Origin of the sequence: Pengzhenrongella frigida (genome assembly GCF_004168625.1) — a bacterium.
Lineage (GTDB): Bacteria > Actinomycetota > Actinomycetes > Actinomycetales > Cellulomonadaceae > Pengzhenrongella > Pengzhenrongella frigida.
Genome location: NZ_SDWW01000027.1, coordinates 23,618 through 45,424 on the forward strand (window position 1 = coordinate 23,618; position 21,807 = coordinate 45,424).

At 72.9% G+C, this 21,807-nt stretch carries 18 protein-coding genes; 7 read left to right on the forward strand and 11 right to left on the reverse strand.

Annotation, left to right across the window (positions count from 1 at the left end):
- Position 1: 1 nt before the first annotated feature.
- Positions 2 to 1,498, reverse strand: a complete 1,497-nt coding sequence (locus EUA98_RS11920) for an apiosidase-like domain-containing protein (protein WP_165372815.1) — start codon at positions 1,496 to 1,498, stop codon at positions 2 to 4.
- Between the two features lie 66 nt (positions 1,499 to 1,564).
- Between EUA98_RS11920 and EUA98_RS11925 the strand changes: the two genes are divergently transcribed.
- Entirely contained in the window at positions 1,565 to 2,707 is a 1,143-nt protein-coding gene (locus EUA98_RS11925; protein WP_130102914.1) for a glycosyltransferase family 4 protein, read from the forward strand.
- A 52-nt stretch (positions 2,708 to 2,759) separates the two neighbouring features.
- Here EUA98_RS11925 and EUA98_RS11930 read toward each other — a convergent pair whose 3' ends face one another.
- From EUA98_RS11930 to EUA98_RS11950, 5 genes are read right to left on the reverse strand one after another with little or no spacing between them, the layout of a single operon-like run.
- Positions 2,760 to 3,635 (reverse strand): glycosyltransferase family 2 protein, encoded by an 876-nt coding sequence (locus tag EUA98_RS11930; protein WP_130102915.1) that lies wholly within the window; start codon positions 3,633 to 3,635, stop codon positions 2,760 to 2,762.
- Positions 3,632 to 4,276 (reverse strand): PIG-L deacetylase family protein, encoded by a 645-nt coding sequence (locus EUA98_RS11935; RefSeq protein WP_130102916.1) that lies wholly within the window; start codon positions 4,274 to 4,276, stop codon positions 3,632 to 3,634. The genes EUA98_RS11930 and EUA98_RS11935 overlap by 4 nt, the downstream gene beginning before the upstream one ends.
- A complete protein-coding gene (locus EUA98_RS11940) occupies positions 4,276 to 5,535 on the reverse strand; it encodes a polysaccharide pyruvyl transferase family protein (protein WP_130102917.1) in 1,260 nt (419 codons plus the stop codon). Before EUA98_RS11940 ends, EUA98_RS11935 begins: the two co-directional genes overlap by 1 nt.
- Positions 5,532 to 6,389 carry a glycosyltransferase family protein gene (locus EUA98_RS11945; protein ID WP_207219071.1) on the reverse strand — a complete coding sequence of 286 codons (858 nt, stop codon included), beginning with the start codon at positions 6,387 to 6,389 and terminating at the stop codon, positions 5,532 to 5,534. The genes EUA98_RS11940 and EUA98_RS11945 overlap by 4 nt, the downstream gene beginning before the upstream one ends.
- Positions 6,386 to 7,798: a glutamate-1-semialdehyde 2,1-aminomutase gene (locus EUA98_RS11950; RefSeq protein WP_130102918.1), complete on the reverse strand. Its 1,413-nt coding sequence runs from the start codon at positions 7,796 to 7,798 to the stop codon at positions 6,386 to 6,388. Before EUA98_RS11950 ends, EUA98_RS11945 begins: the two co-directional genes overlap by 4 nt.
- A 142-nt stretch (positions 7,799 to 7,940) precedes the next feature.
- On the opposite strand from EUA98_RS11950, the gene EUA98_RS11955 reads away from it, so the two are divergent.
- Positions 7,941 to 8,507: a dTDP-4-dehydrorhamnose 3,5-epimerase family protein gene (locus EUA98_RS11955; RefSeq protein ID WP_130102919.1), complete on the forward strand. Its 567-nt coding sequence runs from the start codon at positions 7,941 to 7,943 to the stop codon at positions 8,505 to 8,507.
- 31 nt (positions 8,508 to 8,538) lie between these two features.
- On the opposite strand, the gene EUA98_RS11960 is transcribed toward EUA98_RS11955, so the two are convergent.
- From EUA98_RS11960 to EUA98_RS11970, 3 genes are read right to left on the reverse strand one after another with little or no spacing between them, the layout of a single operon-like run.
- A complete protein-coding gene (locus EUA98_RS11960) occupies positions 8,539 to 9,696 on the reverse strand; it encodes a transferase (RefSeq protein ID WP_130102920.1) in 1,158 nt (385 codons plus the stop codon).
- Positions 9,689 to 10,924 carry a class I SAM-dependent methyltransferase gene (locus EUA98_RS11965; protein ID WP_207219072.1) on the reverse strand — a complete coding sequence of 412 codons (1,236 nt, stop codon included), beginning with the start codon at positions 10,922 to 10,924 and terminating at the stop codon, positions 9,689 to 9,691. Before EUA98_RS11965 ends, EUA98_RS11960 begins: the two co-directional genes overlap by 8 nt.
- On the reverse strand, positions 10,921 to 11,955 hold the full coding sequence (locus EUA98_RS11970; protein ID WP_130102921.1) for an NAD-dependent epimerase/dehydratase family protein: 1,035 nt from the start codon (positions 11,953 to 11,955) through the stop codon (positions 10,921 to 10,923). Before EUA98_RS11970 ends, EUA98_RS11965 begins: the two co-directional genes overlap by 4 nt.
- A gap of 185 nt (positions 11,956 to 12,140) precedes the next feature.
- Here EUA98_RS11970 and EUA98_RS11975 point away from each other — a divergent pair, with 185 nt between their 5' ends.
- Genes EUA98_RS11975 through EUA98_RS11995 form a run of 5 tightly spaced genes read left to right on the forward strand, consistent with a single transcriptional unit; the run spans position 12,141 to position 19,030 of the window.
- Positions 12,141 to 14,255, forward strand: coding sequence for a glycosyltransferase (locus EUA98_RS11975; protein ID WP_130102922.1), 2,115 nt, complete (start codon positions 12,141 to 12,143; stop codon positions 14,253 to 14,255).
- A complete protein-coding gene (locus EUA98_RS11980; RefSeq protein WP_130102923.1) occupies positions 14,252 to 15,649 on the forward strand; it encodes an O-antigen ligase family protein in 1,398 nt (465 codons plus the stop codon). Before EUA98_RS11975 ends, EUA98_RS11980 begins: the two co-directional genes overlap by 4 nt.
- Complete coding sequence (locus tag EUA98_RS11985; protein WP_130102924.1) at positions 15,646 to 16,779, forward strand: glycosyltransferase family 4 protein; 1,134 nt, start codon at positions 15,646 to 15,648, stop codon at positions 16,777 to 16,779. The genes EUA98_RS11980 and EUA98_RS11985 overlap by 4 nt, the downstream gene beginning before the upstream one ends.
- Positions 16,776 to 17,813, forward strand: a complete 1,038-nt coding sequence (locus tag EUA98_RS11990; protein WP_130102925.1) for a glycosyltransferase family 4 protein — start codon at positions 16,776 to 16,778, stop codon at positions 17,811 to 17,813. Before EUA98_RS11985 ends, EUA98_RS11990 begins: the two co-directional genes overlap by 4 nt.
- Positions 17,810 to 19,030 carry a glycosyltransferase gene (locus tag EUA98_RS11995; RefSeq protein ID WP_242511435.1) on the forward strand — a complete coding sequence of 407 codons (1,221 nt, stop codon included), beginning with the start codon at positions 17,810 to 17,812 and terminating at the stop codon, positions 19,028 to 19,030. Before EUA98_RS11990 ends, EUA98_RS11995 begins: the two co-directional genes overlap by 4 nt.
- Here EUA98_RS11995 and EUA98_RS12000 read toward each other — a convergent pair.
- Together EUA98_RS12000 and EUA98_RS12005 are read right to left on the reverse strand one after the other, a co-directional pair.
- Complete coding sequence (locus EUA98_RS12000; RefSeq protein ID WP_130102926.1) at positions 18,972 to 20,177, reverse strand: glycosyltransferase; 1,206 nt, start codon at positions 20,175 to 20,177, stop codon at positions 18,972 to 18,974. The two genes, EUA98_RS11995 and EUA98_RS12000, sit on opposite strands and share 59 nt — an antisense overlap.
- Positions 20,174 to 21,793, reverse strand: coding sequence for a polysaccharide biosynthesis tyrosine autokinase (locus tag EUA98_RS12005; protein WP_130102927.1), 1,620 nt, complete (start codon positions 21,791 to 21,793; stop codon positions 20,174 to 20,176). Before EUA98_RS12005 ends, EUA98_RS12000 begins: the two co-directional genes overlap by 4 nt.
- Positions 21,794 to 21,807: the final 14 nt, after the last annotated feature.

Consider the following 21,807-nt stretch of genomic DNA (forward strand, 5'->3'; position numbering starts at 1 on the left):
TTCACCCCGGCACTTGCGAGGTGGAGAGCAGCAGGAGCCAGTCCTCGTCGCCGTCGTCGTTGGTCCCGGGCGGTCGGAGCGACGACGCCACCGCCACCGGGTGGGCCGTACCGCTCGCCGGATCGATCCAGGTCGCCGAGACCGCCGGGTCCAGCCGGCCGAGGTCGAGGGTGATCGTGCGCGCGGTGGGCACGTAGACGACGGCGAGCGTCCCGTCCGGGGTGCGGGCGGCGGTGACGTAGTCGCTGTCCAGGACATCCATCGGGGTGTCGTCCCGGACCTGCTCGCCCCGGCCCGCGGTCACCAGGGCACTGTCCTCGTCCGGGACCAGGTCCCACCAGCGCAGGCCCGCGAACAGGTCCCGAAGGTCCGAGATCTGCCGGACGGCGTCGGTGTCCAGCCGGCCCGCCCAGCCGTCCTGGAACTCCCAGTCGTCGCTCCCGTAGAACTCACCGGCCGCCCCCGAGGTGAGTGCCCACAGCACCTGGCGCCGGAGCGTCTCGTTGGTCGTGGGCGGCGAGTCCGCCTGGTTGTTCTCGCGCTCAAAGTTCCCCTCCCCGAAGACGGCCGGGACCGCCGGGGACCAGCCGTACGCGTCCAGCACGGCGCGGTAGGTCGGGTAGTAGCTGTAGGCGAAGTTCCAGTCGACACGACGCGCCCAGTAGGGGTTGTCGGTGGAGACCGACTTCTCGTACCCGAGCTGGATCGAGAAGGGAGCCGTGCTCCCGGCCGCGCGGATCCCCCGGAGCATCGCGTCGAAGCAGTGGTCGACGTCGCTGCCGTCGGCGGGTTCGTTCGTGATCGGGAAGTAGTCCCCGCCCGTCATCCACACGAGGTTGGCCAGGTCGGCGAACCGCTCGCCGACCTTCTGGCCGTACTCGGCGCACTGACCGATCGACTCGGGGACGACGGCGTGGTCGACGGTCCAGCCGTCGATCGGGTAGAGGAACACGGTCATCCCCCGGTCGGCGGCCATCTGGAGGTAGTCGTGCGCGCGATCGAAGTACGCCTCGTTCCACGTCACGAGGTCGCCGTCGACGAACGGCGCGATGCCGTCGAAGGTCGATCCGTCGTCTGCCGGACCACCGTTCGCGACCGCCCCGATCAGCGACACGATCAGGGAGTTGACGCCGTGGTCGGCGCGGTTCGCCAGGTAGGTCTCGACCTCGCCCGGCGCCAGATCCGTCATCAGGGACCACGGCGAGTCGCCCCGGACGGCGACGGGCTGGCCGTACTGGTCGACGAAGTACCGACCGTTCTCGCTCACGGCCGTGACGAACGGCGGCCCGACGGCGGCCGCCGGGGACCCGGCCGCCGCGGCCGGCGGCTGCAGGTCGGGTGCCGGGTCCGCACCGGGCGGGATCGACAGGTCCTGCTCGGGGGGGCTGAGCCTCGAGGCGACGAGGCCTCCGCCCAGGACCACCACGATCCCCACCGCCAGCGCGATCGCGAGGCTGCGGTTGCGCCGCTGGGGTTTCTGCCCGTCGAGAGCGTCCACATCCGCCACCTTTGCCGAGGCTGCTCACTAGGATCGGCGTCAACTGCACGCCGAAGGGGGCCCATCGTGCACCACGGTCTGGTCCACGTCATCACCCCGGGGGACCACTTCTCACCGCGCACCGGCAGCGCGATCCCGACCGTGGTCGACGGGCTGTCGCGGGCGACACCCGCCGGCGCCCGCCGACCGGCTGTGCTCGTCGCCCGCGGGACGTACCCCGACCGGTACGACAGCGCGGACGTCATCGAGTACGACCGCGCCCGGACGCACCGCTTCGACCGGTACGTCGACGCGGGCCTGCCCCGCCTGCGCCTGCCTCGGGTCATGGCCCGCCACGAGTTCGCTGCGGCCGTCACGCAGCAGGACGACTGGGACCCCGCCGTCGTGCTCGCCCACAATGCCGTGCAGGCGATCCCACTCGTCGATGCACGGCGCCACACCCCCGTGCTGTACGCGCACAACCTCCTGCTGCGCACGTACGGACGCCGCGAGATCGCCCGCACGCTGGGCCCCGCCGCCGCGATCGTGTGCGTCAGCCAGGCCCTCGCCGACCAGACCTCCCGGTACCTGACCCCGTCGCTGCGCGGCCGGGTCAGGGTGGTGCTCAACGGGGTCGACGCGGCGGCCTTCGCGCGTCCGGCCGCGGCTCGCCGCGGCGACCTGCTCCGGGTGGTCTACGTCGGCCGGATGATCCCGGACAAGGGCGCGGACGTGCTCATCGAGGCGGTGCGGCTGCTCGGGCGGTCCGATCTCCACCTCACCCTGGTCGGCGGGCGCGGCTTCGCCGCGAACGACGCCCTGTCTCCCTACGAGCTCGACGTGCGACGTCGGCTGGCCCAGCTCGGCGACCACGCGACCGCGGTGTCGTTCGTCCCCCGCGCCGAGGTCGTCCGCCTGCTGCAGCAGGCCGACGTCGTGGTCGTCCCGTCGGTCTGGCAGGAGCCGTTCGCGCTGACGGTGCTCGAGGGGATGGCCGCCGGTGCGGCCGTCGTCGGCTCCGACATCGGTGGCATCCCCGAGGCGCTCGGCGACGCCGGGGTCCGCGTCCCGCCCGGCGACGCGGCCGCGCTGGCGGACGTGCTCGCGGCCTTCGCCGACGACCAGGGGCTCCTCGAGCGGACGCAGGCGCGGTGCCGTGCGCACGCCGAGGCGAACGACTGGCGGGCGGCCCGATCGCGGCTCGGCGCGGTGCTTGGCGCGATCGTCTGACGGCGGCATCGTCTGACCGACGACGTCGGCCGACCGCTCGTACGGGATGCCGTCAGGAGCGGACCGGGCCCACCGCGGTCAGCACGTCCCGCGCCATCCCGTGCCACCGCGGGAGGGCCCAGTAGGGCGCGATCTGCGCCCAGCACCGCACCTTCTCGACCGCGGGGAGCGACGACGCGGTGACCGCCCGGTACAGCTCGATGTTCAGGCGGGTCTGCGGGAACGCCAGGCGCACGCTCGAGTCGGGCGCGTACCACTTCACCTGCCCCTCCCCCTGCGCGGAGAACTGCTCCTCGTGCCGGCGCTGCCAGAACGACCGGTCGTCCACGAGCACCATGCGGCCCTGGCAGAACAGCTCGGTCAGCAGCACCATGTCGTCCCCGATGACGGGTCGGACCCCCCGGGTGCGGCGCAGCGCCGACGCCCGGATGGCGCCGTACACGACGTGGGAGGCCTGAGACCTCAACAGGTTGCGGACCCGCTCGTGCGGCCGGGCGGCGTCCAGGCCCATCGACCCGTCATGGAGGTCCTCGAACACCGCTCCGTCGCCGTCGATCAGCTGGGTGCGCGGGCAGGCCATCACCACGGTCGCGTCGGCCTCGGCCAGGGCCGCCACGCACGACGACGCGAATGACGGCCGCTTGATGTCGTCGGCGGCCATCCAGGAGAAGACGGGCGACGTCGAGCATTGCGCCACCCTCGTGTAGTTCCACGCCCCGCCGTGGTTGACCGGGCTCCGGAGATAGCGGATCCGCGCGTCCGTGCGGGCGGCCTCGCGGCAGATCTCCTCCGTCGCGTCGGTGGAGCCGTTGTCGGAGATCACGATCTCGATGTTCTCGAGGTCCTGCTGCTGCACGGAGGCGAGCGCGGCCGGAAGGTACTTCTCCCCGTCGAAGACCGGGATCCCAAAGCTGAGCTCCGCCGTCATGCCCCCGCCCCGATCCGCAGCACGGACTTCGACACCACGAACGCCTCCGCGTAACGCGACCGGCACTCGACCCCGCGGACCCTCATCAGGCCGAGGAAGAGCTCCTCGTCCCACCAGTCGCGGTCCCGCTGCGAGGGGTAGCACTCGTCCAGGTGCCGCACCTTGCGCCGGGCGTTCTCCTCCGACACGGGCAGGTACACGTTGGGCCGGCCGAGGTCGCCGTCCCACTTGGGGATCTCGTAGTGCAGCACGAGCGAGTCGCGCCACACCGTCGACGCCAGCGAGCCGATCAGGCGGTGGTCCTGGTGCGCATCGTCCTTCGAGGGCGCGAGCACGAGGTCGGGCACGGGGGTGTCCTTGGCGAACCCGTGCATCGCGTCCTGGACCTCGGCCCACCGTGCGGGCAGGCGGCCGTCGGGCAGGCCGACGAAGGTGGACGTCGACCCCGGCGAGAACGCGGCCGCAGCCTCGCGTGCCTCGGCCTCGCGCTCCGGAGATCCGGTCAACGTCAGCCAGGACAGCTGACTGTCGGGGCGCGCCATGAGCTCGAGGATCGTCCCGCCGCAGGCGATCTCGACATCGTCGGGGTGCGCCGCCAGGCACACGACGCGGAGCGGCCCGGGGGGCAGACCCAGGCCCATCACCGGCCGTCCACCGCCTGCCGCTCGTCGATCAGGTCCGCGAGGTCCTGGTCCTGCTCGGCGAGCTCCTCGCGGAGCCGGTGGAGCGTCGTCGCGATCAGATCCGCCCACCGAGGTCGCTCGACGAGGACGGACTCGACCTGCGCCATCACCGACCCGGCGTCGAAGCCCGAGATCGGCTGGTGGTACGCGCCCATCCCGAAGCACTCCATGAGCTGCTGCTGCTTGGTGCCGTAGCCCAGCGAGATCGCCGGGACCCCCTGCCGAAAGGCGGCCACGAGGTTGTGGTACCGCGACGCGACGACGACGGCCGCCGAGCTCATGGCCGCCTCGACGTCGTCGAGGCTCTCCACGTGCGGGACCTCGAGCCAGTCGGGGCAGCCCTGCGGCGCGACCCGCGCCACGAGCTCCGCCACGATCGAGCGATCGGGTGCCGCGCCGGCCACGAGCGTCACCGGCAGCGCGGCTGCGTGCAGCCGGGCGATCAGGTCCGCCACCTCGTCGACGTAGGCCCGCCGGTCGGCGTCGCCGCGGTCACGATCCCCGTCCATGCCGAAGTAGTCCATCACCCCGACGACGACACCTCGGGGGTCGCCCGACCCGGCCCCGGACGCGAGGGGGAGGCCGAAGACGAGGTCCGGTCGCACGAGCACCCGCCGACCGCCGACCACCGAGGCGACGGCGCGCAGGGAGTGCTCGTCCCGGACGGTCAGGTACGTCGCAGCACGCAAGGTGGTCGCCATCAGGAACCGGCTGACCCGGTCCGCGGGGGGATCGGCGCCCACGCTCAGGACGAGGAACGGGCGGTGCAGCACCCGTACGGCGAGGGAGAGCCAGAACAGCGAGAGCGGGATGCCGCCCGGACTGATCCACAGGTCCTCGAAGATCCCCGTCCCGGGGACGACGACGACGTCGACGGCCGCCACCGTGTGAAACGTCCACCGCGCGTCCTGGACCTTGCCCAGCACCCGGCGGAGGGTTCCGGTCCGGGCCACCCCGGCCGGACAGATCGGGGTCGCCGGCACCTCGTGCTCGTCCGCGACGCGGGAGGGCGTGTCGCAGACCGCGACGAACTCGAGCCCCGGGCGGCGGCGCAGGACGTCGAGCGCGGCGCGCAGGCTCGCCTCGTTGCCGAAGTTCCGGACGCCGAACTGCCCGAACAGCGCGACGGTCATCGGTCGCTCCGCGCGACCGCGGCGCCGGTCCAGCCACGTCGGGAGCGTCACCGGCGAGCTCACCCGGCGCTCCGCCAGCGTCACGGAAGGCCTCGTCGGGGCGGGACCACGGCGGGGACCGAGAGCTCCGGCACCTCGACCGGGACCTTCCCTTCGCCGTCGTGCCCGTCCCAGACCGCCCACGGACGCTTGCCGATGCGGTTCAGCTCTTCGAGCTGTGAGCGTTCCTTCAGGGTGTCCATCGGCGCCCAGAAGCCGTCGTAGCGCACGGCTCGGAACTTCCCGTCCTTGGCTGCGCGCACACAGGCGTCCATCACGAGGTCCTCGCCCTCGTCCAGGTAGTCGAAGATGCCCTGCCGCAGCACGAAGTAGCCGCCGTTGATCCGCATCTCCATGCCCGCGACCGGTTCGATGCCGGTCAGGTTCCCGGCGGGGTCGATCCCCACCACGTGGAAGGAGTCCTGCGGGTTGACGGCGAGCAGGCTGCCGACGGCGTCGGTGGGCAGGAAGTCATCGATGATGTCGTTCATGGGTGCATCGGTGAGCACGTCGCCGTAGTTGGCGAGAAAGACCTCGTCGCCGTCGAGGTACTGGCGGACCCTGCGCAACCGCTCGCCGATCGCGGTGTCCATCCCGGTGTCCGCGAAGGTGATGCGCCAGTCACTGATGTCGCTCGACATCAGGTCGATCTGGTCGCCGCCGCGGGAGAAGACGAAGTCGTTCGAGTGGGTCTCGCGGTAGTCGAGGAAGTAGTCCTTGACGGCGTTCGCCCCGTACCCGAGGCAGAGGATGAACTCCGTATGACCGAAGAACGCGTAGTACCGCATGATGTGCCAGAGCACCGGGCGTGCGCCGATCGGCATCATCGGCTTGGGCAGCGACTCGGGGCCGGAGCGCATCCGCATGCCGAGCCCCCCGCAGAACAAGACCACCTTCATGTGTGCACGTCCTCGTTCGGAGCGCCGAGATCGGGTAGGCGCCGGGGTGCGGCCAGGGGGCGAAGCGCCGGCGCGACCGGGCGCCCGCGCAGGAATCCGTCGGTGGTGCCCGCGGCCAGCGCCTTCGCGTAGATCCGGCACGCCTGCCGGACGGCCTCGATCGTGACGGCGAGATCGTCGTCCGTGTGGGCGGCCGAGACGATGAACGACTGCCCGAGCACCCCGCCGCGAAGCAGCTCCTGAAGGAACAGTGCGCGGAAGGCCTGCGACGGGTCACCCGCCGGGTCCCTCGTGCCGAACACCAGGCAGGAGGGCCGCCCGGTGACCGTCACGTGCTCGGCGACTCCTGCCTCGCGGGCGGCCTCCTGGACCCCGGCGGCCAGCTTGGCACCCTGCACCTCCATGATCCCGACGACGTCGCGGTCGTCGTAGGCGTCCGCCACCGCGAGGTAGGCGGCCAGGCCCGTGGTCTCCGGCCCGTGCGTGGTCGAGAGCAGGAAGGTCCGCGGGTCGTCGGTCGCCAGTCCCCCGAGCTCCATCAGCTCACGACGCCCCGCCAGTGCGGAGACCGCGAAGCCGTTGCCGAGGGCCTTGCCCCACGTGGACAGGTCCGGACGCACTCCGTAGACGGCCTGGCCACCGCCCGGCGCCCAGCGCATCCCGGTGATCATCTCGTCGAACACCAGCACGAAGCCGTCCCGATCGGCGAGCTCGCGCAGGCCCTCCAGGAAGCCGGGGGCCGGCTCCGCCGTCGCGGTGGCCGGCTCGAGCACGAGCGCGGCGATGCGTCCCGGCCAGGTGGCGATCAGCTCACGGACCGAGTCGAGGTCGTTGTAGCGGAACGAGACCGTCAGGTCGCGATGCGAGGCCGGGATACCGGCGGGCATCGCGGTGGTGCCGATGAACCAGTCGTCGGTCGAGAAGAACGGCTGGGAGCCGCAGATCGCGACGAGCTCCCGTCCCGTGGCGGCGCGGGCGAGCCGCAGCGCCGCGGTGGTCGCGTCCGACCCGTTCTTGGCGAACTTCACCATATCCGCTCCGGGCACCGTCCGCAGGAACCGTTCGGCCGCGTCCAGCTCCCGGACGCTCGGCCGGGTGAAGCTCACGCCCCCCCGCGCCGCCTGGCACACGGCCTCGACGACCGGCTCGAAGCCGTGACCGAGCGTGACCGAGCGCAGTCCCATGCCGTACTCGACGAACCAGTTGCCGTCGACGTCCTGCACCCGGGCACCGTGACCACGCACCAGGACGGGCGCCATCCCCTCGGGATACTGGTCCGAGCCGCGCGCGTAGGTGTGCGCGCCCCCGGGGATGATCTCGTGCAGCCGTCGCTGCATCTGCGCCGACCGCGAGTAGCAGGTCGCGCCGACCGCCGCGTCGCGCGACTCGTCGTCGATGAGTGCTGCCATGCGCGCGTCCCCCTTGTGATCCCAACGCCAGGCTTGGGTCACAGTGTTGCGGTTTGTCCCCCCCGCAGGTGGGGGGACGCCCAGACTTCACCCGCCGGGATTCCACCCACCCGCGGGCCGGCGCCCGGCTACCGTGACCGGCATGGAGATCATCGACACGGGCGTCGCCGGGCTCATCGAGCTGCGCCAGGAGTTCCACCGCGATGCGCGGGGCTACTTCTCCAGGACCTTGGACGTCGAGGTCCTGGCGCACGCCGGCATCGACCCGGCGGACTTCGTCCAGGAGAGCCAGTCCCGCTCGTTCCGGGGAGTCGTGCGGGGCCTGCACGGGCGCTCGGGCGGCGGCGAGGCCAAGCTCGTCCGGTGCGCGCACGGCGCGGTGCTCGACGTCGTCGTCGACGCGCGCCCCGGCTCGGCGACGTTCGGGAGGGTCGCGACGTTCGTGCTCGACGACGAGACCGGGACCCAGCTGTACATCCCGCGGGGCTTCCTGCACGGGTTCCAGGCGCTGACGCCGGTCACGGACGTCGTCTACCGGATCGACGCACCCCATGACCCCACCGAGGACGTGACGGTCGACTACGCGGACCCGGACCTGGCGGCGCCCTGGCCGGACCCCGTGACCCTGATGAGCGAGCGCGACCGGAGCGGCCGGTCGTGGGCCGACTACCTCGCCGATCCCGCCGCCGGAGCAGACGGCACCCACTGACCGATCGGGTCCGCAGGCACAACCCTCACAGTCAGGTGACCGGTTGGACCTCACGTGGCATGGGGTCGAGGACGACCCATCGTCCGCCGCTCGCCTCGATCTCGGGCAGGGCCGCGCGCACCTCCGGCAGGAGATCGGGCACGAACAGCAGGACCCGGTCGGGCCGCAGCGCGACGAGCTCGGTCGGGCCCACGATCGGGACTCGGCTGACCGGCAGCATCCGGCCCTGCTTCGCCGACGACGCGTCCGCGACCGCGGACAGGTCCTGGCGACCCACGCCCGCGCACTGGAGCAGGGCCGCCGTCCGCGACGCCGCGCCGTAGCCGGCGACCGTCAGCCCCGCCCTCGAGACGCCGCGCAGATAGGCCCGGATTGCCGCGACCGACTCGAGGAGGTCGGAACCCAACGTGGCGACCCGTCGGGGGTCGGTGACCCCGTCCGCGATCTCCTTGGCGACCAGTGCGGTGACGTCGGGGTGCTCACGAGCCCCACTCGCGCCGGCCGCGGCGAGGACCAGCATGACCGTGCCCCCGTACAGGGGGTACTCCCGGGCCGCGACCGCGACGAGCCCCAGCTCTCGTGCCATCGCCACCAGCGCGGGCGTCGAGTAGTAGGCGACGTGCCCGTGCCGCAGGGCGTTCCACGCACCCGTCCGCAGGATCGTCGCGAGCGAGTGGTAGTGGAGCGCCAGTGCGCCACCCTCGGCGAGGCACGCCGCGCGGGCCGCGAGCGCCGCCCGTTGGTCGGCGTCGTGCATCATCCCGAACGAGTCGACCACCAGGTCCGCCGGTCCGCCGCCCACGGGGTGCAGGCCGCGCTCGGCCAGCGGGCCGAGCCAGCTCCCCCCGTGCGGGCTCGCGAACTCGAGGACGCGCCCGCCCGGGCGCGCGATCCCGGCGTCCGCGAGGTGCCCGACGGCGTCCAGCCCCTGCCGCACGAGCGCTTCCGGCTCGACCCCCCGCGGCTCCTGCGCCGACGTCGGGTCGTCCTCGATCTGCGCGAGATGGCATGCGGCGCACATCACCATGCGCAGGCCGAACGTCCTGTCCGGGGTCGGCGCGTTCGCTGCGGGGAAGTCGTCCGCGGCCGGCTGGTCACCGAGGTCGAGGACGATCGTGCCTGCCTGGGCCCGGCACCAGCAGCACCGCCAGCTCGAGACCGGGGTGCTGGGCGCCGGGACGTCAGCCACCGGGCTCGAGGACCTCGAGGCCCGGCAGGGCGACCACCAGCTGGCCGCCCCACCCGGTGACGAAGTCGAGCTGGGCGGCGATCTCGGTCCGCAGGTTCCACGGCATGATGACGACGATGTCGGGCTTGGCCTCGGCGATCGCCTCGACCGGGTAGATGGGGATGTGCGTCCCCGGCAGGTACAGGCCCTGCTTGTGCGGGCTGCGATCCACCGTGAACCGCATGAGGTCCGCCCGGACCCCGCAATGGTTGAGCAGGGTGTTGCCCTTGCCCGGAGCGCCGTAGCCGACGACGGTCTTGCCGTCGCGCGAGCAGTCCACGAGGAAGGACACGAAGTCGTTCCGTACCTTCGCCACCTGCGCCGCGAAGCCGTCATGCCCCTCGACGGTGTCCAGCCCGGCGGCGGCCTCCTCAGCGAGCACCCGGGCCACGTCGGGACCGGGCGCCTGGGCCCGCTCGCTGGGCACGGACCAGGTCCGCAGCGAACCACCGTGACTCTTGAGCTCCTCGACGTCCACCACGGTGAGCCCGGCGGCGGCCAGGACGCGCTGGGTCGTGAGCAGCGAGAGGTAGGAGAAGTGCTCGTGGTAGATCGTGTCGTACTCGTTGCCCTCGATCAGGCGCAGCAGGTGCGGGACCTCGATGCTCACCCGGCCGTCGTCGGCCACGAGGGCGCGCAACCCCTTGGCGAAGTCCACGATGTCCGGGACGTGGGCGAACACGTTGTTCGCCACCACGAGGTCGGCGCGGCCGTGCTCAGCGGCGATCCGTCGTCCCGTCTCCTCGCCCAGGAAGTCGACCTGCGTCGGGATCCCCTTGGCGATCGCCGCCTGCGCGACGTTTCTCGCCGGCTCGACGCCGAGGCACCGGATCCCCCGGGCCGTGACGTGCTGCAGCAGGTAGCCGTCGTTGCTCGCGATCTCGACGACGAAGGCGTCCGGGCCCAGCCCCTCGACTGCCTTGTCGACGAAGGTGGCGGCATGCGCGACCCACGAGTCCGAGTAGGAGGAGAAGTAGGCGTAGTCGCTGAAGATGTCCTCGGCCGCGATGTAGGTGGGGAGCTGGACGAGGAGGCACTCGGTGCACACCCGCACGTGCAGCGGGTAGAACGTCTCGCCCTGGTCGAGCTGCTCGGCCGACAGGTAGCTCTCGCACGGTGGCGACATGCCGAGGTCGACGAACGTGCGCGTCAGCGGTGCCCCGCACAGGCGGCAGGTCGGCAGGCTCATGACGGTTCCCCCGTCATCCGCAGGCTCGCCATGTCGAGCCGCCCGGACGCGCCGAGCTGTTTGATCTTCTCCAGCCGCACGAATCTCGCCCCCTCGAAGTCGTCCGACGTCAGGCCGCGCTCACCGGCGTGGGCCCAGATCTCACGCACGCCGTCCGGGATCGTCCAGCGGGGCTCGAACGCGGGCAGCTGCGTGCGGATCTTGGTGAAGTCCACCTGGTAGTTGCGGGTGTCCGGTCCGGCGTCGGCGGCGAACGACACCGGGGCGCCCGTGATCTCGCTGACCTGCTCGGCGATCGTGCGGACCTGCACCACGTCCTCGTCGCGCCCGACGTTGAACGCCTGGTCGTGCACGACGTCCCGCGGCGCCTCGAGGACCGCGAGGAACGCTCGCGCGATGTCCTCGACGTGCACGAGCGGCCGCCACGACCTGCCGTCGGACTGCAGCCGGACGTCCCCCCGAGTGAACGCGGCACCGGTGAGGTTGTTCACCACGATGTCCGCGCGCAGGCGCGGTGAGGACCCGTACGCGGTCGCGTTGCGCAGGTAGGTGGGGCTGAACCTGTCGTCCGCGAGCGCCGCGATCCCCGTCTCGGCCCGGACCTTGCTCTCGCCGTAGGGCGTGACCGGATGGAACGCGCCATCCTCGGCCACCGCGCCGTTGCCCCCCGCGCCGTACAGCGAGCAGGAGGAGGAGAACAGGAACCGCCCCACCCCGGCCTCCTTGGCAGCGCGGGCCATGTGCACCGCGCCGGCCGCATTGACCGCGTAGGTCGCCTCCGGGTTGAGGTGGCCGATCGGGTCGTTCGAGATCGCGGCGAGATGCACGACGGCGTCGAAGCCCTCCAGGTCGGCCGCTCGCACGTCGCGGATGTCACCGGTGCGCTGCTCGTACCCCGCGGGCTGGGCGCCGAAGTCGCACCCGTCGTACCACCCGACGTCGAACCCGACGATCTCGTGCCCGGCCCGCTGGAGGTACGGCACGAGGACCGCACCGATGTACCCGCGGTCACCGTCAACCAAGACGCGCATGGAATGCCCTTCGTCGCGAACGGCCTGCTCTGTGAAACGCCACGCGGCTTCGGCAAGCAGGCCGGGCGACAGGGCAAACCTACGCATTCCTGCCATCGCCGGGGGTGGGCTATCGGGTGAATCGCATCGGATGAAATCCGACCGATGCCACAAAAATCGACCACCCGATGGGAAACAATCCCGGCATGAGGGTCTTGCGCGTCTCACACAGCGCGGTCGTGGACGCCTGGCGGGACCGGGAGCGGCAGCTGCGCGCCCAGGGTGTCGACGTCCTGCTGCTGTCGGCCCGCCGCTGGGACGAAGGGGGTCGTCGCGTCGCGTTGGAACCCCGCCCGGGCGAGGACGTGCGTGGGGTCCGGACCCTCGGGCAGCACCCTGCCCTCTTCGTCTACGACCCGCGACCGCTGTGGCGCGCGCTGGGCGAGCGCTGGGACGTGCTCGACATCCACGAAGAGCCGTTCGCGCTCGCGACCGCCGAGATCCTCGCGCTGCGCACCCTGCGCCGCATCCTGACCCGCACCCCGCGAGGCGCACTCCCCTTCATCGTCTACTCGGCCCAGAACATCGACAAGGTCTACCCGTGGCCCTTCCGTCGCTGGGAGCACCGAGCGCTCCGCGACGCCGCAGCGATCTCCGTGTGCAACCACGAGGCCGGCCGCATCGCCGTCGCCAAGGGGCTCCGGGGCCGCGTCGAGGTCATCCCGCTCGGGATCGACCCGGAGATCTTCTTCCCCGTGGCCCGCGGGCACAGCGGCCGAGCGAGCGAGGCCGCCCACGGGCACAGCGGCCGAGCGGGCGAGGCCGCCCGCGGGCACAGCGGCCGAGCGGGCGAGGCGGCCCGCGTCGTCGTCGGCTACGCCGGTCGCCTCGCTCCGCACAAGGGTGTCGACGTGCTGATCGACGCGGTCGCGCTGGACGACCGACTGACCCTCGTGATCGCCGGCGACGGCCCGTCCAAGAGGTCGTCCGTCGAACGCGCCCGACCGCTGGGCGACCGCGTCGTGTTCCGCGGCCCCCTCGACACCGGCGACCTGGCCGACTTCTATCGCAGCCTGGACGTCCTCGCCGTGCCGTCGTTGGCGACCCCGGGCTGGGTCGAGCAGTTCGGGCGGGTCGCCGTCGAGGCGATGGCGTGCGGTACGCCCGTCGTGGCGAGCGCGACCGGCGCCCTGCCCGACGTCGTGGGCGGAGCCGGGCTGCTCGTGCCGCCGGGCGACCCGATCGCCCTGCGCGACGCGCTCGTGCGGATCGGCACCGACGACGAGCTCGGCGGACGCCTCCGCTCCCTCGGCCCCGAACGGGCCGTGGCGTGCACCTGGGAGGTGGTCGCCCAGCGTTACCGCGAGCTGTACGAGCGGGTCGCGCTCCGGGCGCCCGCGGGCACGACCGACCCGGCATCGGCATCGGCATCGGCGCCGCCCGAGGTGGTCCTCGTCGCGTATGGATCTCCCGAGCTGGTCAGCTCGGCGCTCGCACCGCTGGTCGGCAAGTACCCGATCACGGTCGTCGACAACTCCTCGCTGGCCACCATCCGCGAGGTCACCGAGCTGGCTGGCGGGGTCTACCTCGACCCCGGCTGCAACGGCGGCTTCGCCGCGGGCGTCAACCATGCCCTGGCCCACCGGCAGTCCCCCGGCGCCGACGTGCTGCTGCTCAACCCGGACGCGACGATCGAGCCCCCGGACGTCGAGGAGCTGCACCGGGCGCTGCGCGCGGAGCCCGACCTCGCGAGCGTGGGGCCGGAGCAGGTCGACGGGCACGGCGCACCCGCCCGCGTCGCCTGGCCCTTCCCGTCGCCGGTCGGTGCCTGGGTCGAGGCCGTGGGCCTCGGCCGGCTGCGGACTGCCGACGACTTCGTGATCGGCTCGGTGCTGCTCCTGCGCGCGGAGGCGATCGACGACGTCGGTGACCTCGACGAGCGGTTCTTCCTCTACGCCGAGGAGACCGACTGGGCGTACCGGGCACGTCAGCGGGGGTGGCGGCACGCGGTCGTCCCGAGCGCGACGGCGATCCACCTGGGCGGGGGCACCAGCTCGGACGCCTCGCGCCGGGAGATCCACTTCCATGCCTCGCAAGAGCGCTACCTGCGCAAACACTTCGGCACGCTGGGCTGGGCGGCAGCCCGGGCCGCTGCCGTCGTCGGCGCCGGCGCCCGGGCCGTCGCGCTGCGCGGGGACCGACGGGCATCGGCGACCCGGCGCGCGGCGATCTACCTGCGCGGGCCGATCCGGACCGAACGGGCCCTGTCGGGCGGCCGGGACCGTCGACCACCTCCCGGCGCACCGACGGTGGCCCGGTGAACCGCCTGAGCGTGATCCGGTTGGCGGTGACGGGCCTCATCGCTGCGGGGCTGCTGGCGTACGGGCTCGCGGCACCCGTCCACCCCACCTACGCGCTCGGCGCGGCCGTGATCGTGCTCGCTCTCGCCTTCACCACCTATCAGCCCGCCGCCGTTCCCCTGCTCGCGATGCCGCTGATCGTGATCATCCAGCGGGTCGGTGGCGAGTCCGTGAACCTGTCGATCTCCGACTTCGCCCTGTTCGGGGCCTTCTGGTTCGCCCTGGTGCTCGGGTCGCGTCCGTACTCGAACGCGATGCGCACGATGCTGTGGCTGTCGTTCACCTACCAGGCGGCGACCCTCTTCACGGTCATCGCGAACCCGTACCGCGCCAACACCGTCGAGTGGTTCCACGCCTGGATGCTCGTGGGCGGCGCCCTGGTCGTGGGCTGGGCCGTCGGCAGCTCGGGCCGCGCACGGCTCGGCATGACGCTCCTGATCCTCCCGTGCCTCGTGATCGCCATCCTGACCTGCGTCGACGCCGCCACGCAGCTGGCCGTCGGGGAGACCGGCGGCGTGTACCTCGACTGGCCGTTCGCGATGCACAAGAACTACATCGGCGGAGTGCTGGGCTTCGCGGCTGTCACGTTGTTCGCCCGCCCCCCGTGGCTCGGCTGGCATCCGGCCTTCAGCTACCCCTCGTTCGTGCTGTGCCTGCTCGGGGTGATCGCCTCGCAAGCACGCCAGGCGCTCGTCGGCGTGGCGATCGCGCTCCTCGTCGTCGCGTTGCGCAACACCCGCGATCGTCGGCGAGCCGTACCGATCCTCCTCGCGGTGGTCCCCGCGCTCTGGTTCGCGCTCGCCTCGGTCCGCGACCAGCTCACCTCCGGCAGCGAGTTCAACTCCGCGAACCAGCGGCTCACCTGGTACACGCAGGCGCTGGAGGTCTGGGAGCGCAACGAGTGGTTCGGGGTCGGCCTGCGGTGGTGGACCACGGGACGCACGGAATACGGGTTCCAACCTCCCAACGCCGAGCTCGAGGTGCTCTCGTCCGCGGGGGCCGTCGGCCTGCTCGGCTTCCTCATCCTCATGATCGGCGCCCTGGTCGTGCTGTGGCGCGTCGATCCGCGGTACGGCACCCTCGCGTTCGCGATCCTCACGCTCCGGCTCGTCCAGGGGCAGCTGGACCTGTTCTGGGTCGCGGTGCAGGTGTCCGTCCCGTTCCTCGTCGTCGGGGTGTGCCTCGGAGCCCAGGCGTTCGACTCGGCCCGAGCGCAGGCGGCCGAGGCAGTCGGCACCCGCGGCCTGGTCCCGGTGCCGGCCCGGCGTCCTCGCCGAACCGACGCCACTTTCGACCCCGCTGTCGCCACCCGGGCCGACGCCCTCGCCGACACCGCTCCCGGCGCGACCTCATGAGACGGATCGTCCAGATCGCCCCGGAGATCGCCCCGGGGAGCGGGGTCGGCGGGGTCGCGCACCACCTCGAGGTGCAGTGGGCCTCGCTCGGACGGGACACCGATCGCTTCACGATGCGGGAGGCCCACGGCGACTGGCTGCCCACCCCGGGACCGGGGATCCGGGGCAGGCTCGCCCTCCTCACGCGGGTCGTGTGGTTCTCCACGATCGGCACCGTCCTGGCGCGCCGCTACCTCCGACGCCACGGCGACGCGGTCGCGGTGTGCCACAACGACGTGCTCGTGGGAGACGTCTACGTCAACCACGGGATCCTGCGGGCGGCGATGAAGGCACGGGGGCACTATGCGCTGCGCATGCTCCGCAACCCGCTGCACCTGTTCACGGCCGCACGGGACGCCGTGCGGTACCGCACCGGCACCCACCGCGTCGTCGTCAATCTCACCGACGGTGAGCGCGCGACGCTCCGGCGGACCTACCCGCACCTGGCCGCGCGGGCGGTCGTGATCGGCAACGGCGTGGACACCGGCCGGTTCCGGCCGGCGACGCCCGACGAGCGCCGCACGGCCCGGGCCACGCTCTGTCCCGGCGGCGCCCTGCCAGCGAGCGCGACGTGCCTGCTGTTCGTCGGCCACGAGTTCGACCGGAAGGGGCTCCCCCTCGCCGTCGAGGCGCTCGCCGGGACCCCCCGTTCGGTGCACCTCCTCGTCGTCGGAGGCACGCCTGACCTGGTGGCGACCGCACGTACCTGGGCGCTCGCGGCGGGGGTCGCCGACCGCGTCCACCTGGTCGGCCGGCTCGTGGACCCGCTGCCGGCCTTTCACGCGGCCGACGTCTTCACCCTGCCCAGCGCGTACGAGGCCAACGCGCTCGTGGTGCTCGAGGCGCTGGCCTGCGGCCTCCCGGTGATCGCCACCCCCGTCGGGTACGCGCCCGACGTGGTCGTCGACGGCACCAACGGATACCTCGTCGCCCGGGACGTCGAGGAGCTGCGGGCACGGTTCACCGCCATGGTCGACGCCGACCTCGCCGCCATGTCGCGGGCGGCGCGCGAGAGCTCCCTCCCCCATTCCTGGGACGTGGTCGCGCGGCAGTACCTGGCCCTCTTCGACGAGCTGGAGGCCAGGCCGTGAGGATCGTGCACGCGGTGCGCTCGGACGGGTTCGCCGGCGTCGAACGCCATGTCGCCCGCCTCGCGCAGGCGCAGGCGGCGCACGGGCACGACGTCGTGGTGGTCGGCGGCGACCCCGACCGGATGCGTGCGGCACTCGGGGAGTCCCGGGTCCTGGTGCTGCCGGCGGCAACTGTGCTGGACGTCATCGCGCGCGTGCGTCACGCGGCGCGCGGTGCCGATGTGGTGCACGCGCACATGACCGCCGCCGAGATCGGTGCCACGGTCGCCGCCTGGTCCGGTGGGACCTCCACCCTCACCGTCCCGCTGGTCACCACGCGGCACTTCGCTCGCGCCCGCGGGACCGGCGGGCTCCGGGGACTGACCGCCGCGGTCGCCCGGTCCCGGGTCCGGGCCCAGATCGCGATCAGCACGTACGTGGCCGACCGGGTGGATGGCTCGAGCGTCGTCGTGCACGCCGGCGTCGACGTGCGGCCCGACGCGGTGCCCGCCGTCGAACGCCGACGCACGGTGCTCGTCGTGCAACGTCTCGAGCAGGAGAAGGCCACGGACATCGCCCTGCGTGCCTTCGCCTCCTCGGGGCTGGGCGGCACCGGCTGGACGTTGGAGGTGGCGGGCGACGGCGCGCAGCGACGCGCGCTCGAGACCCTCGCAGACGCGCTCGGTGTCGCCCGCTCGGTGCGGTTCCTCGGCGCGAGCGACGACGTGGTGACCCTGATGAGCCGCAGCGCCCTCTTGCTCGCGCCGTGCCCGGTCGAGGGACTGGGACTGAGCGTGCTCGAGGCGATGGCGTGCGGGCTGCCCGTCGTTGCGTCCGCAGCGGGCGGTCACCTCGAGACGGTCGGCGTCCGGGGCCAGGACGCGATGTTCCCGCCCGGGGACTTCGCGACGGCGGGCGCGGTGCTCGGCGCCCTGGCGGCCGACGAGCACCGGCGCGATGCCCTCGCCCGCGCCGGGCAGGACCGGCAGCGCACCGCGTTCACGCTCGATGCCCAGGTTCGTCAGACCGACGAGATCTATCGGGGTGTCCAGTGAGCCACCGGGCGCACGCCGCCACCCCGGCCGGTGCCGATCTGGCCGAGCCGACGGTCGACCTCGTCGTCGCCTCGCTCGAGGCGTGGGACGACATGTGGCGCCGCAACCAGCATCTCGTCGCGGGCCTGCTGCGGGCCCGTCCCCGGCTTCGCGTCCTCTTCGTCGAACCGCCCGCGGACCCGCTGCATGCGCTGATCCGCCGCGGGCCGCCCCGCCGCGGGGACGGGCTCCGACCCGGTCCGCCGCTGGACGGGGTCGGGGACGGACGGCTGTGGCTCCTGCAGCTGACCAAACCGCTCCCTCGGCGTCTCGACCCCCACGCCGACCGGCGCCTCGCCCGCGGTGTCCAGCGCGCCTCCCGTCGGCTCGGCATGAAGGTCGGCGCACTGTGGGTCAACGACCCGTCGGCCGCGGCCTGGCTCGAGGTGACGGCGTGGCCGGCCCTGTACGACATCACGGACGACTGGACGGCGGCGCACCGGAACCGCGCCGAGGCCGAGCGTCTGGTCGCGAACGAGCGCCTCCTGCTCGACAGGTGCGTCGAGGTCACGGTGTGCTCCCCCGCGCTCGCCGAGCGCAAGCAGGGTTGCGCACCGACCACGCTCATCACGAACGGGGTGGACCTCGCGCTGTACCGCACCCCGGCTCCCCGGCCCGCCGACCTGCCCGCGGGGCGGCTGGTCGTCTATGTCGGCACGATCCACCGGGACCGGTTCGACGTCGACGCCTGCGCCGCGACCGCGCGCGCGCTCACCGCCCGGGGCACGTCGACGAAGGCGACCGTGGTGCTGGTCGGTCCCGCGCTGCTCGACGCCGTCGACGACCAGGCGCTGCGCTCGGCGGGCGTGGTCGTGCTCGGGCCGCGCCCGTTCGACTCCGTTCCCGCCTACCTCCAGCACGCCGACGTGCTGCTCGTCCCGCACATCGTCGACGCGTTCACCGACAGCCTCGACCCGCTCAAGCTCTACGAGTACCGGGCCGTCGGGCGGCCGGTGGTCTCGACCCCGGTCGCCGGCTTCCGCGACTCGACCAGCGCACTGGTGACGACCGTCCCCGCCGCGGCGTTCGGCGAGGCGGTGGCGGACGTGCTCGAGCGCACGCCCCGCGGCGCGGGGCTCGGTCCGGTCGACGGCGACGTGCCGACGTGGGACACGCAGGTCACTCGCTTCGGCGACGTCCTCGACCGCCTGCGGCGACCCGTTCCCACACGGCCGTGACCGTCTCGGCCGTGCGGGCGATGGGGAAGCGCTCCACCACGGACGCCCACGCGGCCTCCGCCCGGCGGCTCGCGGCGTCCGGATCGCCGAGCACATCCAGGATCGCCTGGGCGAGGTCCGCGGCGTCCCCGGGCACGACGAGCACACCGAGCGCCTCGTGGTCCCCACCGGGCTCGACGATCTCCGTCACCCCACCTGCCCGGGTCGCGACGACGGGCACCCCCCGCGCCATCCCCTCTGCCACGACCTGACCGAACGGCTCGGGCACCGGTGAGGCGTGCACCAGGACGCTCAGCCGGTCCATCTCCGCCCCCGGGTCCGGGACCCAGCCGGTGAACTCCAGGCGGTCGCCGAGCCCGAGGTCGTCGGCGAGGACCCGGACCCCCCGTTCGTACGCCGCCTCGGCGAACAGCGCCGAGCCCACCACCCGGAAGCGCACCGCAGGAAACTGCCCGGCGACCTTGGCGCAGGCCTCGACGAACTCCCGCTGCCCCTTCGTCGGGCTCACCCGACCGACCAGGCCCACCGCCGGCGGGTCGGGTTCGCGCCGGCGGTCGGCGCGGCCGGTCGGCAGGATCTGGTCGGGGGCCAGCCCCGGGTACGCGAGCGTCCACCCCCGCGGCAAGGGCAGCAGGCACCGCGCGGTCGCCTGCGAGTTCACCACGACGTGACGCGGGACCCGCCGCGCCAGCGCCCGCACCAGCCGTCCGAGCCGCGGGGGCAGGTAGTCGTCGTTGACCAGGTCGTGGACGTGCCAGACGAGCGGGCGGCGCACCAGCGCCGCGACCGGCACGGCGAGGAGGTCCGCCTTGAGGGACGTCGTGTGCACCACATCGGGGCCGATCGCGCGCAGCAGGCGGGCGAGGCGCACCACGAACGGCAGCGCCGTCGCCACCGAGAGCGCGGCGCGTGCCACCGTGCCGGCCTCCTGACGACCGGTCGTCGCGATCGCGTCCGCGAGCGGAAGGACGTGCACCTCGATCCCGAGCGCGGTCAGCCTCGCGACTAGCGGCCCCGAGGAGAAGAGCACCACCACGACCTCGACCCGCTCCGGGTCGAGCGCGGCGCAGAGGCGGACGAGCGCGAGCTCCGCTCCGCCGAGCTGTCCCGTGTGGTCGAGGACGGCGACGCGGAGCGGTCGCGTCACCCCTTCTCCACCAGGACGGCCGCCGGCGCGGCCGCCGGCTCCTTCGAGCTCCGAGCGGGCTCCGGGGGGCCCTCAGGTGCGGGCGTCGACGAGTCACCGGTGAACGGGTAGGACGCCGCATGGGTCCCTCGCCGCTCACGTCCGCCGTCGAGGACGATGCCCAGCAGCCGGGCGTTCGCGGCCCGCAGTCGATCTGCCGACTCTTCGATGGCGGCGGTCTCGGTCTGGCCGATGGTCGCGGCAAGGAGGACCCCGTCGGCGTACCCGCCCAGGATCGACGCGTCGGCGGCGACCAGCATCGGTGGGGAGTCGATGATCACGACGTCGGCGGCCGCACGGAGCCGCTGGACCAGGTCGCGCACCTCGTCGCTGGCGAGGAAGTCGGCGGGGTCCAGCTCGGTCCGCAGCTCCGGGTGGATGCTCAGGCGAGGGATCGACGTGCGCGCGGGAGCGAGGCCCACCGTGCTGGAGGACCTCGGCCCACGGGCGGCCCGGGCGGGAGCCTTCCGGGACGAGCCCTCCTGTGCGGGCAGCATCGCGTTGAGCCGAGGCTGACGCAGGTCCCCGGACAGCACGATCACGCTGCGGCCGCTCAGTGCCCAGGACGCGGCGAGGTTCGCCGCGAAGAAGCTCCGGGGTGCCTCGAGGTCGGCAGAGGTGACGACGATGACGGCACCCGTGCCGCCGTCCATCGCCGCCTGCACCGCCGTGCGCAGCTCGCGCACGGACTGCGTGTAGGACGTCCCCGTCCGGATGGCCACCGGCAGGTCGCCGGTGCGCTCATACCCGCGCCGCGCCACCGCGGTTCCGTGCAGCCGGGCGAGGACCGGCGCACCGACCGCTCGGCGCACCCCGCCTGCCGTGCGGACCTTGGAGTCCAACCCGCCGCGCGCGACCGCCAGGCCCATCCCGAGGAAGAGGCCGCCGAGCCCGGCGATCAGCAGGGCGGTCAGCGGCGCGACACTGGACAAGGCCGCCGACGAGGCGGTCTGGCGGACCGAGGCCGGCGACGCGAGCACGTTGGCCTCGGCGACCTGCGACAGCAGCGTCTGGTACTGGTCCATGCTGGCCGCGTACTGCGCTTCGAGCAGGCCGCCGACCGTGTTGAAGCCCCGCGCGGCACGGCTCGCATCGACCGCCGCCTGGTTCTGCTCGATGGAATCCCCGAGGACGTCGAGCCGGGACTGGAGCCCCGCGACCTCAAGGTCGAACCGCGACTGCAGCTCCGCCACGTACGCCGCCGCGACGGCATTCGTGGCGGCGACCGCGTCCGCAGGGTCGTCGCTGGCGACCGAGATCGTGACGAGACTCTCCGTGGCACCCGCGTACGCGGCGGTCGACCGCCCGGCGATCTCGGCGGCGCGACGACCGTCGCCGAGGGCGGTCGCGGCGGCGGTCGCGACGTCCGCACCCGAGACGAGGCTCGGATCGCTGTCGAGCTGCACCCCTGCCCCGGCCAGTGCCTCGGTGCCCACCCGCTGAACGGTGGCGTGCGCGACGTAGGCAGGTTCCTGCCGCGACAGGTAGAGCCACGCACCGGCAAGCGCGAGAACGACCGAAACAATGACCAGCCAGCGGCTGAACCGCACCGTCCTGACGAGTTCTCGGAGTGTCATGCCGCGCCTTTCGC

Excerpts from the sequence above, each read along its gene's own strand:
- EUA98_RS11930 (WP_130102915.1), bottom strand. The coding sequence starts at position 3,635 with ATGACGGCGGAGCTCAGCTTTGGGATCCCGGTCTTCGACGGGGAGAAG.
- EUA98_RS11935 (WP_130102916.1), bottom strand. The coding sequence starts at position 4,276 with ATGGGCCTGGGTCTGCCCCCCGGGCCGCTCCGCGTCGTGTGCCTGGCG.
- EUA98_RS11945 (WP_207219071.1), bottom strand. The coding sequence starts at position 6,389 with ATGAAGGTGGTCTTGTTCTGCGGGGGGCTCGGCATGCGGATGCGCTCC.
- EUA98_RS11950 (WP_130102918.1), bottom strand. The coding sequence starts at position 7,798 with ATGGCAGCACTCATCGACGACGAGTCGCGCGACGCGGCGGTCGGCGCG.
- EUA98_RS11955 (WP_130102919.1), top strand. The coding sequence starts at position 7,941 with ATGGAGATCATCGACACGGGCGTCGCCGGGCTCATCGAGCTGCGCCAG.
- EUA98_RS11965 (WP_207219072.1), bottom strand. The coding sequence starts at position 10,924 with ATGAGCCTGCCGACCTGCCGCCTGTGCGGGGCACCGCTGACGCGCACG.
- EUA98_RS11970 (WP_130102921.1), bottom strand. The coding sequence starts at position 11,955 with ATGCGCGTCTTGGTTGACGGTGACCGCGGGTACATCGGTGCGGTCCTC.
- EUA98_RS11975 (WP_130102922.1), top strand. The coding sequence starts at position 12,141 with ATGAGGGTCTTGCGCGTCTCACACAGCGCGGTCGTGGACGCCTGGCGG.
- EUA98_RS11985 (WP_130102924.1), top strand. The coding sequence starts at position 15,646 with ATGAGACGGATCGTCCAGATCGCCCCGGAGATCGCCCCGGGGAGCGGG.
- EUA98_RS12005 (WP_130102927.1), bottom strand. The coding sequence starts at position 21,793 with ATGACACTCCGAGAACTCGTCAGGACGGTGCGGTTCAGCCGCTGGCTG.